General features: G+C 72.0%; 10 protein-coding genes. 8 read left to right on the top strand and 2 right to left on the bottom strand.

The genetic code is table 11. The features are described 5' to 3' along the window. Window positions 1-11: 11 nt before the first annotated feature. From ACFC79_RS26360 to ACFC79_RS26340, 5 genes are all read left to right on the top strand, one after another. On the top strand, window positions 12-2,156 hold the full coding sequence (locus ACFC79_RS26360) for a bifunctional serine/threonine-protein kinase/ABC transporter substrate-binding protein (protein ID WP_376244541.1): 2,145 nt from the start codon (window positions 12-14) through the stop codon (window positions 2,154-2,156). 6 nt (window positions 2,157-2,162) lie between these two features. Further along, window positions 2,163-4,292, top strand: coding sequence for a bifunctional serine/threonine-protein kinase/ABC transporter substrate-binding protein (locus ACFC79_RS26355; protein WP_376244538.1), 2,130 nt, complete (start codon window positions 2,163-2,165; stop codon window positions 4,290-4,292). 271 nt (window positions 4,293-4,563) lie between these two features. Then, complete coding sequence (gene tdh, locus ACFC79_RS26350; protein WP_376244535.1) at window positions 4,564-5,592, top strand: L-threonine 3-dehydrogenase; 1,029 nt, start codon at window positions 4,564-4,566, stop codon at window positions 5,590-5,592. Window positions 5,593-5,689: 97 nt separating this feature from the next. Next, on the top strand, window positions 5,690-6,922 hold the full coding sequence (locus tag ACFC79_RS26345) for a glycine C-acetyltransferase (RefSeq protein ID WP_376244532.1): 1,233 nt from the start codon (window positions 5,690-5,692) through the stop codon (window positions 6,920-6,922). 55 nt (window positions 6,923-6,977) lie between these two features. Next, the gene (locus ACFC79_RS26340) at window positions 6,978-7,910 is read left to right on the top strand and encodes a LysR family transcriptional regulator (protein ID WP_376244530.1); all 933 of its coding nucleotides are present in this window, start codon (window positions 6,978-6,980) and stop codon (window positions 7,908-7,910) included. 76 nt (window positions 7,911-7,986) lie between these two features. Here ACFC79_RS26340 and ACFC79_RS26335 read toward each other — a convergent pair whose 3' ends face one another. Together ACFC79_RS26335 and ACFC79_RS26330 are read right to left on the bottom strand one after the other, a co-directional pair. Beyond that, window positions 7,987-8,358 (bottom strand): hypothetical protein, encoded by a 372-nt coding sequence (locus tag ACFC79_RS26335; protein WP_376244527.1) that lies wholly within the window; start codon window positions 8,356-8,358, stop codon window positions 7,987-7,989. A gap of 71 nt (window positions 8,359-8,429) precedes the next feature. Beyond that, on the bottom strand, window positions 8,430-11,630 hold the full coding sequence (locus ACFC79_RS26330) for an ALF repeat-containing protein (RefSeq protein WP_376244524.1): 3,201 nt from the start codon (window positions 11,628-11,630) through the stop codon (window positions 8,430-8,432). 755 nt (window positions 11,631-12,385) lie between these two features. Here ACFC79_RS26330 and ACFC79_RS26325 point away from each other — a divergent pair. From ACFC79_RS26325 to ACFC79_RS26315, 3 genes are all read left to right on the top strand, one after another. After that, window positions 12,386-12,892, top strand: coding sequence for a hypothetical protein (locus ACFC79_RS26325; protein ID WP_376244522.1), 507 nt, complete (start codon window positions 12,386-12,388; stop codon window positions 12,890-12,892). A 168-nt stretch (window positions 12,893-13,060) separates the two neighbouring features. After that, window positions 13,061-14,614, top strand: a complete 1,554-nt coding sequence (locus ACFC79_RS26320) for a trypsin-like serine protease (RefSeq protein WP_376244519.1) — start codon at window positions 13,061-13,063, stop codon at window positions 14,612-14,614. A 79-nt stretch (window positions 14,615-14,693) separates the two neighbouring features. Next, window positions 14,694-16,225, top strand: a 1,532-nt coding sequence (locus ACFC79_RS26315; RefSeq protein ID WP_376244516.1) for an FG-GAP-like repeat-containing protein, incomplete at its 3' end; no start/stop codon positions are given.

Genomic DNA, 16,225 nt, shown 5'->3' with positions numbered 1-16,225 from the left:
GGACGGAGACGATGGAAGAACTGCGGGGCCCGGACCCGTCGTGGATCGGCGGACACCGGCTGCTGGGACGTCTAGGCGCGGGCGGCATGGGCGTGGTCTACCTCGGCCGGACCGGTGACGGGGCACTGGCGGCGGTCAAGGTGATCCTGCCCGAGCACGTCGAGGACGCCGACTTCCGGGTCCGCTTCCGCCGGGAGGCCGAGGCCGCGCGCCGGGTGGACAGCCCTTGGGCGGTACGGGTGACCGGTTCCGGCACGGAGGACGAACGCCCCTGGCTGGCCACGGAGTTCGTGCCCGGACCCGCACTGTCCGAGACGATCGCCCGGTGCGGTCCGTTGCCCGCACGGAGCGTCCGGGTCCTCGGCCGGCTGCTGGCCCGGGCCCTGGCGTCCGTGCACGCGGCGGGGCTCGTCCACCGCGACGTCAAACCGGGCAATGTCCTGCTCGGCGCCGACGGGCCGAGACTGATCGACTTCGGTGTCGCGCGGGTCGCCGACGCCACCGCGCTGACCGCCACGGACCTCGTGGTGGGAACCCCCGGCTTCCTCGCACCGGAACAGGCCACGGAAGGAGCTGCCGCCGTCGGGCCCGCCGGTGACGTCTTCTCGCTGGGGTGCCTCCTGGCGTACGCCGCCACCGGGCGACCGCCCTTCGGGAGCGGGGCCGTGGACGCCCTGCTCTACCGCACCGTGCACGAGGCGCCCGACCTCGACGGCATCGACGACCCCGAACTGCGCGAACTGCTCGGTGCGTTGCTCGACAAGGAACCGGCCGGGCGCCCCACCGCCGCCGGGGTCGACCAGCGGATCGCCGAGGACGCCCCGAACGGTTCGATCGACTGGCTGCCGGAGGACGTCGTACGGCTCATCGCCGACCGGTCCGCCGCAGCGCTGGCGCTGCCCGGCGTCGACGCCACCGTCGCCGTGGGCCCCGCGGTGCCCGCGCCCGTACCGGGTCGGCGCAGACTTCTCCTCCTCGCGGGTGCCGGAGTGGTGGCCGCCGCGGGCGCGGGCGTGTTCGGCGTACGCGAGTGGCTGCGCGACGACGCGGGGGGCTCCGGTGCGGCCGGGACGGACGCGCACACCTGGACCATCGGCGTGCAGGCGGACCTGTCCGGACCCGGAAGCGCGGACGGACGGGCCCAGGAACGCGGCGTGCGCCTGGCGGTCGACCGGTTCAACTCCCGTGCGGACAAGCCCTTCGAGCTTCGGGTGGAGGCGCTCGACGACCGGGGCGACACCACCGCGGCCGTGCGGGTCGCCGAGCGGTTCACCCGTGACCGCGACGTGCTCGCCGTCATCGGTCCGACCCACGACCCCGCCACCACGGCGGTGCTCGAAACCTACGACGAGGCGATGCTGCCCCTGATCACCGTGTCGTCCCTGCAACTCGCCTATCCGGCACGGTCCCAGAAGTCCTTCTTCCAGGCGGCGCCCGCCGATGCCGCGCTGGCGTTCCCCATCATCAACCGGCTGGTGCTCCGGCCCGACGTGGAACGGCTCGGCGTGCTGGTCGACCGGGCGGGCGGCCAGTCGGCCTACCAGGTGGGCTCCTTGCTGAACCGGATCGTCGGCCAGAAGACCACCGGGACGTCCTACCCGCGGGTGGTGCCGGCCGGCACCCGCGATCTGACTCCGGTCGTCGCCGACATGCTCGCGCACCGCAGCGACGCCTTCTTCCACGCGGGCGACGCTGCCGGGGCCGCCCGGACCGCGCGGGCACTCGCCACCGCCTCCTTCGCGGGGCCGCGCATGGCGATGCACACGGCCATGCGCACCCGCTTCCTGAAGGACGCGGGGGGCGCCGCCGAGTCCTGGGAGTTCGTCGCGCCCTTCGCCGGCGCGTCGGCTCCCGCCGTGAAGGACTTCGCGGCGGCGCACCGGAAGAAGTACGGGAGCGACCCCGAGCGCTGGGCCGCCGAGGCGTACGACGCGGCCGGGCTCGCCCTCGCCGCCCTCACCGCCCTCGCCCGGGGGAAGCAGCCGCCGACACGGGCCGCCCTCGTGGCGAAGATCGCCGCGTCCGCCTACCACGGCATCTCCCGCGACTACGCCTTCGACGCGGACCACCGGCTCAAGGGGCAGGCGGCCCATCTGCACGGTGTCCGCGACGGCGCGTTCCGCTACCTCGGCCCGGCCCCCGTGAAAGGGGTATGACCGGGCATGCAGCCACTCACCCCGGGTGATCCCCGGACCGTCGGCGTCCACTGCGCCCTGGCGCGGCTCGGCGCGGGCGGCATGGGCGTCGTGTACCTGGCCCGCTCGTCCGGCGGGGAACTCGCCGCCGTGAAGGTGATCCGGGCCGAACACGCCGCCGACCCCGGCTTCCGGACCAGGTTCCGGCGCGAGGCCGAAGCCGCCCGGCGGGTGACCGGTCCATGGGTGGTCCCGGTGACGGACGCCGACACCGAGGCCCGCGAGCCGTGGATCGCCACCGCGTACGTACCCGGCCCCTCGCTGGCCGAGGTCGTCGCCGAAGGCCCCCTGCCGCCCGCGACCGTCCGCGCGCTCGGGGCCCGCCTCGCCGACGCGCTCGTCGCGGTGCACGAGGCCGGTCTCGTCCACCGCGACGTCAAACCGGCGAACGTGCTCCTCGCGCTCGACGGCCCCCGGCTCATCGACTTCGGCATCGCCCGCCACGAGGGCGCCACCGCCCTCACCGAGCCCGACGCGCTGATCGGCACGCCCGGCTACCTCGCCCCCGAACAGGCGTCGGGGGACCGGGCCGGGCCCGCCTGCGACGTCTTCGCGCTGGGCTGCGTCCTCGCGTACACGGCGACCGGCCGCCGCCCGTTCGGGGACGGCGGGGCCGCGGCGGTGCTGTTCCGTACCGTGCACGAGCCACCGGACCTGCGCGGACTGCCGTCCGAGCTGCTGACCCTCGTCGAGGCGTGCCTGGCCAAGGACCCGGCGGACCGGCCCACGGCCTGGCAGGTGGCGCGACGGCTGGCCGAGGCGCCCGGCGAGGACCCGCGTGCCTGGGCGCCCGCCGGACTGTCCGCCCTGATCGCCACCCGTTCGGCCGCCGCGCTCGACCTCCCGGCCCCGGAGCCGCCCACCGCGGTCGCGGAGCCCGGCCCGGCCCGTCCCACCCGGCGGACCGTCCTGACCGCGGGGGCCGCCGGTGCCGCTGCCGTCCTGCTGGCGGGGGGCGCGGCCGTGGCCTGGACGGCGACGCGGCGGCGCGGCACCGGGACGGAGCACCGCACGCTGCCCACGCGCACCATCGGCCTGCACGCGGACCTGACCGGGCCGGGCCGCGCCGTCGGTCTGGCGCACCAACGGGGCATGCGGCTCGCCGTGGAGAACCACAACGCCCGCGCGGGCACCGACCCCGACGCCCGGTTCCGGCTCGCCCTGCGCACCGAGGACGACGCGGGTGACGCGGCCAAGGCCCTGCGCACGGCCGACCGGCTGGCCGCCGATCCGAAGGTGCTGGCCGTCGTCGGCCCCACCGGGACCGTCGTCGCCGAAGCCGTCGTCGGCCGCTACGAGAAGGCCGGCCTCGCCCAGGTCGTCGTCGCGGCCCGGTCCGTCGCCGCCGAACAGGCCGTCGCGAAGACCCTCTGCGTGATCCGCCCGCCCGACAGCATGCTGCCCGCCGGCCTCGTCGCCCACATAGCCCGGTCCAGTCCGGCCGAACGGGTGATGGTCGTCGAGGACGGAGCCGCTCCCGAAGCCGCCTGGGCGATCGCGCAGACTTTCCGGGACGCCCCGCCCGAGGGCTCGGAGGTGACCGTGCGCCCGGTCGCCGCGGGCACCGACGACTTCGGCCCGGCGGCCCGCGCCGCCGTCGCCGCCGGTGCGGACGCGGTCGTCTACGCCGGATCGTCGCCCACCCGGGGTGCCCGTCTGGCCGTGGCCCTGGCCTCCGCCGGGTTCACCGGCACCCGCATGTCCACCGGCCCCGTCCTGGCGCCCGCCTTCCGCCAGGACGCCGGGGAGGCCGCCGAGGGGTGGGTGTTCGCCGAGGCGTACACCGATCCGTCCGCGCTCCCCGGGGCGAAGGCGTTCACGGCCGCGCACCGGAAGCGCTTCGGCACCGCACCGGCCCGCTGGGCCGCCGAGGCGTACGACGCGGTCGGCCTGATCGCCCGCGCGGCCGGAACCACGAGCGCGGCAGGCGGCGAACGCGGCGGTGTCGTGCAGCGGCTGTTCCGGACCAGCCACCCCGGAATCACCCGGACGGTGTCGTTCCACCCCAGCCGTCAGGTGAAGTACGAAACGGGGATCTTCCTCTACCGGGTCGAGAAGGGGCGGGCGCGGTTCTTCGGGCCGTACCCCAAGGGCTGAGCCCCGCCCGGCCCGCCCGGGTTCCGCGATCGCCGCGACGCCCGACGGCCGGGGCATGAAGCGGAACTGCGGGCGCGCTTAAGAAATCCTCGATGGACCTGTGGCGCGGGGTGCGGCAGATTTTCCCCGGGACGGCGGAGGATGGTGCGCGGCGGCCGGATCGACGCGCTGCCGGGCCGTTCCCCCTCATCGCCCCCGGGCCGCGGGCAAACCCCCCATGGCGCCCCCGGCCCGGGGCATCCGACGTCGTACAGCGCAGGGAGCCACCGCCGTGAAGGCACTCGTGAAGCAGAAGGCCGAGCCGGGACTCTGGCTGATGGACGTGCCCGAGCCGGAGATCGGTCCCTCGGACGTCCTGATCAAGGTGCTCCGCACCGGTATCTGCGGCACCGACCTGCACATCCGCAACTACGACGGCTGGGCGCAGCAGGCCGTCCGCACCCCGCTCGTCCTCGGCCACGAGTTCGTCGGCGAGGTCGCCCGGACCGGCGCCGACGTCGTCGACATCAACGTCGGTGACCTGGTCAGCGGCGAGGGCCACCTGGTGTGCGGGAAGTGCCGGAACTGCCTGGCCGGACGCCGCCACCTGTGCCGCTCCACCCTCGGACTCGGCGTCGGCCGGGACGGCGCGTTCGCCGAGTACGTCGCCTTGCCGGCGTCCAACGTCTGGGTGCACCGGGTCCCCGTCGACCTCGACGTCGCCGCGATCTTCGACCCGTTCGGCAACGCCGTCCACACCGCGCTGTCGTTCCCGCTGGTCGGCGAGGACGTGCTGATCACCGGAGCCGGACCGATCGGCATCATGGCCGCCGCCGTCGCCAAGCACGCCGGTGCCCGCAACGTCGTCATCACCGACGTCAGCGAGGCCCGGCTGGAACTGGCAAGGAAGGCCGGGGCCACCCTCGCGCTCAACGTCGCCGAGGAGACCATCGCCGACGGGCAGCGCCGGCTCGGCCTGCGCGAGGGCTTCGACATCGGGCTGGAGATGTCCGGCCGGCCCGAGGCCATGCGCGACATGATCGCGAACATGACGCACGGCGGCCGGATCGCCATGCTCGGGCTGCCGTCCGAGGAATTCCCCGTGGACTGGTCCCGCGTCGTCACCTCGATGATCACCATCAAGGGCATCTACGGCCGCGAGATGTTCGAGACCTGGTACGCCATGTCCGTCCTGCTGGAGGGCGGCCTCGACCTCGCCCCCGTGATCACCGGACGGTACGGGTACCGGGACTTCGAGGCGGCCTTCGACGACGCGGCGAGCGGACGCGGCGGCAAGGTCATCCTCGACTGGACCGTCTGACCCGAAGACACCCGTTCCGAGCCCCGCGCCCCGACATCCCTCGTGGGCGCCCCCCATGGGCGGCGACGCCCTCGCAAGCAGCTGGGAGACACCCCTCATGTTCGACTCCGTACGCGACGACCTGCGCACCACCCTCGACGAGATCCGGGCCGCCGGACTGCACAAGCCCGAGCGCGTGATCGGCACCCCGCAGTCCGCGAGCGTCGGCGTCACCGCAATGGGGTCTCCCCTGCCCGAGCGAAGCCGAGAGCTCGGGGAAGGCCGCCCCGGTGAGGTGCTCAACTTCTGCGCCAACAACTACCTGGGCCTGGCCGACCACCCCGAGGTGATCGCCGCCGCCCACGAGGCCCTGGACCGCTGGGGCTACGGCATGGCCTCGGTCCGCTTCATCTGCGGCACCCAGGAGGTCCACAAGGAACTGGAGCAGCGCCTCTCCGCGTTCCTCGGCCAGGAGGACACGATCCTCTACTCCTCCTGCTTCGACGCCAACGGCGGGGTCTTCGAGACCCTGCTCGGCCCGGAGGACGCAGTCATCTCCGACGCCCTGAACCACGCCTCCATCATCGACGGCATCCGCCTGTCCAAGGCCAAGCGGTACCGCTACGCCAACCGCGACATGGCCGACCTGGAGAGGCAGCTCAAGGAGGCGTCCGGCGCCCGCCGCCGCCTGATCGTCACCGACGGCGTCTTCTCCATGGACGGGTACGTCGCCCCGCTGCGCGAGATCTGCGACCTCGCCGAGCGCCACGACGCCATGGTCATGGTCGACGACTCGCACGCCGTCGGCTTCGTCGGCCCCGGTGGCCGCGGTACGCCCGAACTGCACGACGTGATGGACCGCGTCGACATCATCACCGGCACCCTGGGCAAGGCGCTGGGCGGCGCGTCCGGCGGCTACGTCGCGGCCCGCGCCGAGATCGTCGCCCTGCTGCGCCAGCGCTCCCGCCCGTACCTCTTCTCCAACTCCCTCGCCCCGGTCATCGCGGCGGCCTCGCTCAAGGTCCTCGACCTGCTGGAGGCCGCCGGCGACCTGCGCGAACGGCTCGACGCCAACACCAAGCTGTTCCGCACCCGGATGACCGAGGAGGGCTTCGACGTCCTGCCCGGCGACCACGCCATTGCCCCGGTCATGATCGGGGACGCCGCGAAGGCCGGCCGGATGGCGGAACTGCTGCTGGAGCGCGGGGTGTACGTGATCGGGTTCTCGTACCCGGTCGTCCCGCAGGACGCCGCCCGCATCCGGGTCCAGCTCTCCGCCGCCCACTCCACCGAGGACGTGAACCGGGCCGTGGACGCCTTCGTCGACGCCCGCGCCGCGCTGGGGGAGTAGCCCCGCTGTCCCCGGGGTGTCGGGAGCACCTTCGTGACCTGGGACAATGGGTCACGTGATCGATGCACGGCGGCTGCGTATCCTCCGCGCGGTGGCGGACCACCGCACGGTGACCGCAGCCGCCGCCGCGCTGTACCTCACCCCCTCCGCGGTCTCCCAGCAACTCGCCGCACTGGAGCAGGAGACCGGCCACCGGCTCGTCGAGCGCGGTGCGCGCGGTGCCCGGCTCACGGCCGCCGGGGAGATCCTGCTGACCCACACCAACGCGGTGCTGGCCCAGCTGGAACGGGCCGAGGCGGAGCTGGCCGCCTACGGCGCCGGGGACGCCGGAACGGTCACCGTCGCCGCTTTCGCCACCGGCATCGGCCTGGTCCTCGCCCCCGCGATCGCCGAGCTCGCCCGTACCGCGCCCGGTATCCGGGTCCGGGTCCAGGACGCCGAGGGCGACGCGAGCGTGCCGATGGTGCTGGACCGGCAGGTGGACGTGGCGGTCGCCGTCGAGTACCGGGGCGCGCCGGGCGAGGACGACCGGCGGCTGACCCGGGTTCCGCTGTACTCGGAGCCGTTCGACGCGGTGCTGCCGGTGGCGCACCCGCTGGCCGGGCAGGACCGGGTGGCGATCGCCGACCTGGAGAAGGACCGGTGGGTCGGTCCGTACCCCGGCAACCCCTGCCACGACGTGGTGGTCCTGTCCTGCGAGTTCGCCGGGTTCCAGCCGAGGATGGAGCACTCCTCGGACGACTTCCGGGCGGTCGTCTCGCTGGCCGGGGCGGGGGCCGGGGTGGCACTGGTGCCGCGGTCGGCGCTGCGCGGGATGGCGCTGGCCGGGGTGGTCGTGCGCCCCGTGCGGGGCAGCGCGCCGACCCGCCGGGTCTTCGCCGCGGTGCGGCACGGGGCGGAGGGGCACCCGCTGATCGCGCCGGTGCTCGACGCGCTGGCCGCGGCGGCGCGGCGCGAGGCGGCCCTCTCGCTGTCCGCGTCGCCGTGACGTGAACGCCCTCCCGGGCGTGTTCCGGAATCTGCCCCGCCCCGGGCCCGGCGGGCCGGGGCCCGGCCCGGGAGGATCAACGAGTCACGTAGAAGAGGGAGAGCCCGAAGAACACCGCCAGCGCGACGGACGCCTGCAGCGTCCAGGGGCCGGAGGCCTCCTCGTAGGGAACGTCCGGATCACTCAGCACGGTGCGCAGCGCCTTGCGATGCCCCAGGATCCCGACCGGAACGGCGAGGACCAGTCCGCAGTACACGGGGAGTATCTCCGTGAAGGCGTCACCGGACTCGGCGCAGTACGCCGCGACCGCCGCGAAGATCGCCGGCGGGCCGAGCGAGACGAATATCCTGTGGTTCCTGGTGGGCATGGCGGGCAGCATGACGCCGAACCAGACCGCCACGCAGACCGCCGAGAAGAGCCACCACAGCGGCGAATTCTGCAACGCCATCTTTCGTTCCTCACTGGCGGACGGGGCGGTGAGGTGGTCCCTCACCGCCCCTGCCCGCTATTCGCTACATGTTATGAGGTGAACCAGCCCACAACCGAGGACACCGTGTCATGGACCCCCTTGATCGCGGTCTTCCCCACCTTGCTGACCATCTGGGAGGCGGCAAGGCTTCCCACGCCCCCCAGACCGATGGTGAGGGCGATGCCGGCCACGGACCCGACGAAGTTGGAACTTCCCCACCCGTAGGCCTTGGCGTTGTACAAGGCGCTTATCCCGGCGAAGACCAGTGAGGCTCCGGCGAGTCCGCCCGCCACCAACTGCCCACCGGGAATGAGGGAGGCGGTGACCGCGGCGAAGCCCAGCACCGAGCTGATCTTGGCGGTGTACGTCGCGGCATCCGCCGCGTCGTCCACACTCTCCTGCCTGATCTGCTCGACATCGACCGTGTCGTTGGCGGCGGAATCGGCGGGATTGACGTTGTTCTTCTCGTTCTCCCTGGCCCGCTGCGCGGCCTTGGCGGCCTCCGCGGCTATTTCGTCCTGTCGCTTCTGGCGGGCTATGGACTTGGCTTCGTCGGCCGCCGCCCGGGCGGCGGCCGCGTCCTTGCCCGCCGCACGCGCCGCCGCGTAGGCCCGGTCGGCCGAGGCCTGCGCACTTGCCGCCGCGGAGGCCGCGGTGCTGGCGGAGGCGATTGCCTGATTGGCGGAGTAGTTGGCCTGCCGACTGGCCGAGCGGGCCGCCGACGCGGCGTCCGCCGCCTTCTTGGCGGAGGCGGAGGCATCCGCCGCGGATTCGTTCGCCCTGGTCGCAGAATTGGCGGCGTCGGTGGCGTAGTTCCGTGCGTCGGTCGCCGACTTCGTGGCCTGGTCCGCCCACTTCTTGGCATCGGCTGCCGAACCGCGCGCGTCGGCGGCCGCCTTCGCGGCCTCGGCGGCCTCCTTGAACGCGACGGCGGCGATGCCTGCGGCCCTGGCGATCTGCGCCGCGATGGCCGCCACATGGGTGTCGGTGTCCTGATCGGCCTGCTGGGCCCGGTAGTAGGCGGAGCCGACGAAGCGCTCAAGCATCCACTGGGGTCCTTCGAGCGCGGCCTGCGCCGCGGCCTCGACGTTGGGCCCCGCTCCGTTGAGAGCCGTGACGACCGCGACTCTGTCGTCCTCCTCCTTGGCCTTGACGTAGTCGGTGAGGAGATAGGTCCGAAGAGCCTCCGCGCCGCCGTCGTTCAGGGCCGCGTTCGCCGCGGCCTTCACCGCCTGGCCCGCACCGTTGAGCGTCCTGACGACCTCGACCCGGTAGTCGTCGATCTGGACGGCCAGTGCGCCGCTGGTCAGGAAGGCCGTGATGCTCTGCTCGTCCGGGGCGGCCAGCGCCTCGCGGGCGGCGTCCGCCAGCGACGAGCTGCCCACACTGGCGAGTGTGAGGACCTTCTCCCGGTCGTCGAGCGCCTCGGCCCGGCGGTGCGCATCACCGACCCAGTCGGCGACCGCCTGGTCGTCCCCTGACAGGGCCTCCTGGGCGGCCTGACGGGTCCACGTCCCCGTCGCGTCCATCAGATTCGCCGCGGCTCTGCGACCCAGGTCCGCGATCCGGGCGACATCGGTCTCGGCCCGCGCCTGCGTCAGCAGGTCGAGGGTCTCCTTGTCGGTCAGCGCCTGCTGGGTCTGAACCCGTTCGATCTGGGCCCGGTAGAGGGCCTCGTCCTTCTTGAGCTCCTTTGCCACTTCGATGGCCAGGGAGCGGTCCTCCGCGAGCTGCGCGGCCTCCGTGTCGCGGGCGAGAGCCGCGACGTTCTGCGCCTGGGTGACCGCGGTGGCGGCGTCGGTGGCGGCGAGAATCGCCTTGTTGGCCTGCTCCGTCGCCACGTTGGCCCAGTCCTGGGCCTCGCCGGCGTGATCCGCCGCATCCTCGGCGGCCTTCGCCGCCGCCTCCGCGTGCTTGGCGGCGTCGGTGGCGGCCTTGTTGGCCTCCCGCGCGGCCACGGCCGCGCGTTTCGCGAGGCTTCCGGCCCGGTTGGCCGCCGCCGTCGCCGTGTTCGCCGCGCTCGTGGCCAGGGCGGCGGCGTCCCGGGCCCGCTTGGCCTCGGCCTGGGAGACACCGGCGGCCGATGCCGCTTCCGCGGCCGCGGAAGCGGAGGCCGCCGCGTTCTGCCCGGCCCGTGCCGCGGCCGCGCTGGAGGACTCGGCCTGCGCGCTCGCGTCCGCCGCGGCGGACGCCGCCGCGGCCGCCTGACGCGCCTTCTTGGCGGTGTCACGTGCCACCTGCGCGGCCTGACGAGCCGCGGCGGCCTGCCCGGCGTCCTTCGACGCGGCGGAAGCCGCCCGGTAGGCGCGGACCGATGCCTGGGAGGCGGTGGCCGCAGCCGCAGCCGCGGCCTGGGCGGCCCCGGCTGCCGTGCGGGCGGCGGAGATCGCGGTGCGTGATGCGGCGACCGCCGTACGGGCCGCCGCCGCGGCGCCCTTGGCGGCGTCCGCCGCGCGTCCGGCTGCCCGGGATGCCTTGACGGCGTCGTCCTTGGCGGCGGCGCTCTCCGCGGCCGCCGTCAGCGCGGCCTTCTTGGCTTCCACGGAGGCGGCCTCGGCCCGTACGGAAGCCTCCTTCGCCTCGGTCGTGGCGGTGTGCGCACGTGCGCCGGCGATCTCGGCCTGGGCGACCAGCTGATCGATCGTCAGCATCTCCTGGTCGCGGGCGCGCGCGAGGTACTGGCCTTTCGCCAGGAACTCGGTGATGTCGGCCGCGGTGCCGTTGAGCGCCCGATTGGCGGCCTGGGTCAGGTTCGGCCCGGCGCCGACGAGCATGGACACCGTCTCGACACGCTCGTCCTCCTCGCGCGCGGTGAACTGCCCCTTCTCCAGAAAGGCGTCAAGGACCTTGGACGAACCGTCCGTCAGTGCCTTGTTCGCCGCGCTCACCACCGCGCTGCCGCCGGTTCCCATGACGGTCAGCACGGCCGCCCGGCGGTCGTCCGCCAGCGGCAGTTCGTAGCCCCCGGTGACGAAGGCGTGGAGATCGTCATCGGATCCGCTCAGGGCGAGCTGTGCCTTCTCGCTCACACCGGAACCGGCGAAGTTGAGCATCTCCAGAACGGCGACGCGCTCGTCCTCGGCGCGCGCCCGGGCAAGCCCCGTGGTGAGGAAGGCCGTCAGAGCCGCCTCGGTGCCGGTCAGCGCCTTCCGCGATTCCTGGCGCACCGCCTGGCCGCCGAGGCACCACGCGTCGACGGCTTGGGAGCGCGGGCTCCGTTCCTCTCCTCCCTCGACCCGAGTGGCCGCCACTCCTCTCCCCGTTCCGACGATCGAAACGGCGGAGGCGGCGACCGCCAGCGTAAGAAAACGTCTGCGCGAAGGACCCAAATCGGACACGTCGCGGCTCGATGAGGTACGCCTCATCATTCTTTCCCCTTTCCCCCCGGGTGTATGTCGCCAAACACAGAAAAATCCTGAGCTTCGCTGAACGCCGTACAACCTGACAGGTTTTCAATCGATTCCGCAAGCAACGTGATCCGATAAGTGCCCGATTTTCCCGGTCAGTGGAGATTGTGTGAACGGGTACAACGGACAATTGGGGGCAAGTGAATTTTACTTTTGACTTAGGCAACCCTTGGTCAGGTGTCGGGTGTGTCGGTTCAGTGGCCTCTGATCTGCGCGAACTCCCTTGCGGAGTCCCATGTTGCTGGTGATATGAAGAGGCGTCACGATCGGAGCGGGCGGGGGGTTGTGTGCTTCACATCTGTGTACCTTCGTTGTGTTTGATGGGTCGGATCGACCCTTCTTGAGTGTGGGCACGTCAAGACTTGCGGGGGCTTCTGCGTGGGGCGTGCGCGGCCGAGATATTTCGGAGGCCGATGTCTTGCCTCCGTTTCTCCTTGCCTCGGGATGGTGAATGCGCATCGCCGGTGGAGCGGCGGGCGCATTAGTCCTCCGCCGACGACGAAATCACGTTCCCGATTTTCGATGTGCACCGTGAACGACCGGGCGCTCGTCCTTCCGTGGCCGATCGCCGCCGCAGAAGAAGAAAGGCTCATGAATCAATGAAATTGCTGTCCCGCGCCCTTGTCGCAGGAGTCGTGGCCGGAGCCGCCGCCCTGGCCCTCACCGGCGTGGCCCACGGCAAGGAAGAAGCGGTGTCCGCTCCGCCCGTCCAGGCGGCAGCGGCTGAGTCCCCCGGTTCCGTGGTCGAGGACTTCGCCTATCCGGACGCCGACAAGATCCTCCAGGAGCGCGACATCGTTCTCAAACGCGGCGACGGGCACATCCTGCTCGCCGACTGCGTCAGCGGGGCCGGGCTGCTCGAAGTGCAGGCACGCGACCGGGAGAAGTTCTGCCTCAAGGTCACCGGGAACGGAGGCTACCTGAGCCTGGAGGTGCCCGCCGTCTACGCCGTCGTGGGCAACGACTACTCGACCGAGGTCGACATGACCGTCGACGGCGAGGAGAAGTCCTACCAGATCACGAAGAACAGCTGGACGCCGGTGGGAGAAACCGCCGACCCGACGAAGCGGCGGCACACACTCCTGGAGATCCGCGCGGTCAAGTAAGGGACTCCCGGCACCGGAAGATTTCGGACGTGGGCCGCGACGTATCCGGCTCACCGCACCATTCACAGGGAAAGAATGTCTCGTAGATCGCTCCATTCCGTTTGGGGGGCCGCACTCCTCGCTTTCGTCGTCGCGGCAGGGACCCTCGCACAGTCGTCGGCGCAGGCGATGGACGGTTCCACGGCCGCGGACGGCAGCCACCCCTTCACCACGAAGATCGACATCGGCGGCGAGCGTGCCTGCTCCGGTACGCTCATCAACAACCAATGGCTGATCACGGCGGCGAGCTGCTTCGCCGACGACCCCGCCCGGGCGGCCTCCCTGCCCGCCGGGGCGCCGAAGCTCAAGTCCACCGCGACCATCGGTCGCACCGACCTGACCACGACCACCGGCGAGACGCGGGAGATCACCGAACTGGTTCCCCGCGACGACCGTGACCTGGTGCTGGCCAGGCTCTCCGCCCCGGTGTACGGGATCGGCTTCCTGCATCCGGCGACGGCCGCGCCCGTCGAGGGCGAGGCCGTCAAGGGGGCGGGATACGGCCGGACGAAGGACACCTGGGTCCCCGACACCGTCCACACCGCGGACTTCACCGTCGGCGCGGTCGGGACGACCTCGGTGGACATCGACGGCACCCCCGTCTGCAAGGGCGACAGCGGTGCGCCCGTCTTCCGGGAGAAGGACGGCCGTCCCGAACTCGCCGCCGTCGTCACCAACTCCTGGCAGGGCGGCTGCCTGGGCTCGGACGAGACCCGCACCGGGGCGGTCGCCGCCCGCGTCGACGACATCCGGGCCTGGATCACCGAGAACACCGCCGCCACCCTGAACAACTGGAACCTCCAGATGCTCGCCAGGACGAGCACCGGGCTCTACCACACCATGCGCAACAGCAACGGTGACTGGACGGCGTTCGGAGACGTCCAGAAGGTCGCCGGAGGCATCACGGACCTCGCTCACGCGGCCGACGCCGCGATCAAGGGCAAGAACTACGTCTTCGCCGTCGGCGGCGACGGGCACCTCTACCAGGCCAACCGCCGTCCCACCGGGGGCTGGGCCGCGTTCCGCGACATCACCGGCGAAGTCGGCTCCAAGCCCGGACTGACCAGCATCGCGGTCACCTCCACCGGCTCCGGCCTGGCACTGGTCGGCCTCGCGTCCGGGCGCGTCTACCACGCCACCCAGGACGCGGACGAGAAGTGGTCCAAGTGGGGCGACGTCAGCGCCAAACTCGGCCTGCTCGGCAACGCCACCCAGGTCACCACCGCCCAGACCTCCGACGGGGACACCCAGGTCGGAGTCGTCGCGGACGAGAAGGCATACCACGCCACCCGCCACTCCGACGGCACCTGGAGCGCCTGGGGCCGCATCAGCAACCTGCCCACCGGCCTGGACGCCGTCAACGGCATGGCCTTCGCCGGCACCGGCAGCAACCTCCAGGTCATCCTCACCAGCCCCACCGGCGCCAAGAAACACGCCATCCGCGCCGATGCCACCGGCAAGTGGAGCGCCTTCGGAGACCTCGGCAGCCGACTCGGCAAGGAACCGACGATCAGTGTCGACGCCGCGAGTGTCGCCCGCGAACTCCAGGTCGCTGTCGTCACCACCGACGGCAGGATCAAGCACATCCTGCGACATGACAACGGCAAATGGGACGCCGTCGAACAGGTCGTCGGCCACCCCGGCACCCCCGCCGCGGTCGCTCTGACCGGCAGCGCCGACTGAGCGTGGCCGTCCCCCGCCCGGCGGGGGACGGCCACACCCCTTCCCACCAGCATTTATCCTCCCCTGTAAGGAAGTTCACGTGCCTTTCGGACCATCGCCCCGCCGCAGGCGTGCCGTTGCGCTGATCGTCGCCGCCGGCGCGGTCGGTGCGATCACTCTCACCAACCCGGCCCAGGCCGTCATCGGCACCGCCGTCGCCGACGGCACGTACACGTTCACCGCGAAGCTCGACATCGGTGGGGAGCGCGCGTGTTCCGGCTCGCTCGTCGACGCGCAGTGGGTGCTGACGGCGAGCAGCTGCTTCGCGGCGGCGGGGCAGCCCGCGTTTCCGGTCCCCGCCGGTGCGCCGGCCACGAAGACCACGGCGACGATCGGCCGTACCGATCTGACCGGCACGGGCGGGAAGGCGGTCGAGGTCACCGAGCTGGTGCCCCGGTCGGACCGGGACCTGGTGATGGCCAAGCTGGCAAAGCCGGTCACGGACATCGCGCCTGTCGTCCTGGCGGGTTCCGCGCCGGTGGTGGACGAGACGCTCCAGGCGGCGGGGTACGGCCGGACCGGGGACACCTGGGTCCCGGACCGGCTGCACGCCGGTCCGTTCACGGTGACGGAGCTCGGGGCCACCACCGTGGGCATCGACCGGGACGGCGGGAGCATCTGTAAAGGTGACGCGGGTGGCCCCACGCTGCGCGAGAAGGACGGCGGTGTCGAACTCGTCGCCGTGCACAGTGCGTCGTGGCAGGCGGGCTGCCTCGGGTCCGACGCGACCCGCGGCGGCGCCGTGGAGACGCGTCTCGACGACATCGGAGAGTGGGTCCAGCAGGTGCGTGCCCTGCCCCGCGAGAGCCAGGTCGTCTCCGGGGACTTCAACAAGGACGGCAAGGAGGACATCGCGGCCTTCTACGACAACGGCACGTCCCCGGAAGGCAGGAACCGGGTATCGCTCTTCGCCTTCTACGGCACGGGCAGCGGTTTCGGCGAGCCCAAGAAGGTCTGGAGCACCCCGGGCGGTTTCACCTACGGTGCGAGCAAGCTGGTCGCCGGTGACTTCGACGGGGACGGCAGGGACGACATCGCGGTGTTTTACGACGGGGGCACCTCCGACACCGGCCGGGTGTCGTCGCTGTACACCTTCACCAGCACCGGAACCGGGTTCAGCAGCCCGCGCAAGACGTGGACCAGTTCCGGTTCCTTCAACTGGGACGCCTCGAAGGTGACGTCCGGGGACTACAACGGCGACGGCAAGGACGACATCGCCGTCCTCTACAACACGGGCAAGTCGGCCGATGGCAAATTCGTCACCACCATCTACACCTTCAACGGCACCGCCACCGGCTTCGACGCGCCGCGCAAGACGTGGACCAGTTCCGGTTCCTTCAACTGGGACGCCTCGAAGGTGACGTCCGGGGACTACAACGGCGACGGCAAGGACGACATCGCCGTCCTCTACAACGCAGGCACGACGGCCGAGGGCAAGTTCGCCACCTCCCTGTTCACCTTCTCCAGCAACGGCACGGGCTTCGACGCGCCGCGCAAGACGTGGACCAGTTCCGGTTCCTTCAACTGGGACGCCTCGAAGGTGACGTCCGGGGACTACAACGGCGACGGCAA

This window comes from Streptomyces sp. NPDC056061 (assembly GCF_042266885.1).
Classification (GTDB): domain Bacteria; phylum Actinomycetota; class Actinomycetes; order Streptomycetales; family Streptomycetaceae; genus Streptomyces.
Note: the sequence above shows the minus strand (reverse complement) of the source record. Positions and strands in the feature narration are given on the sequence as shown.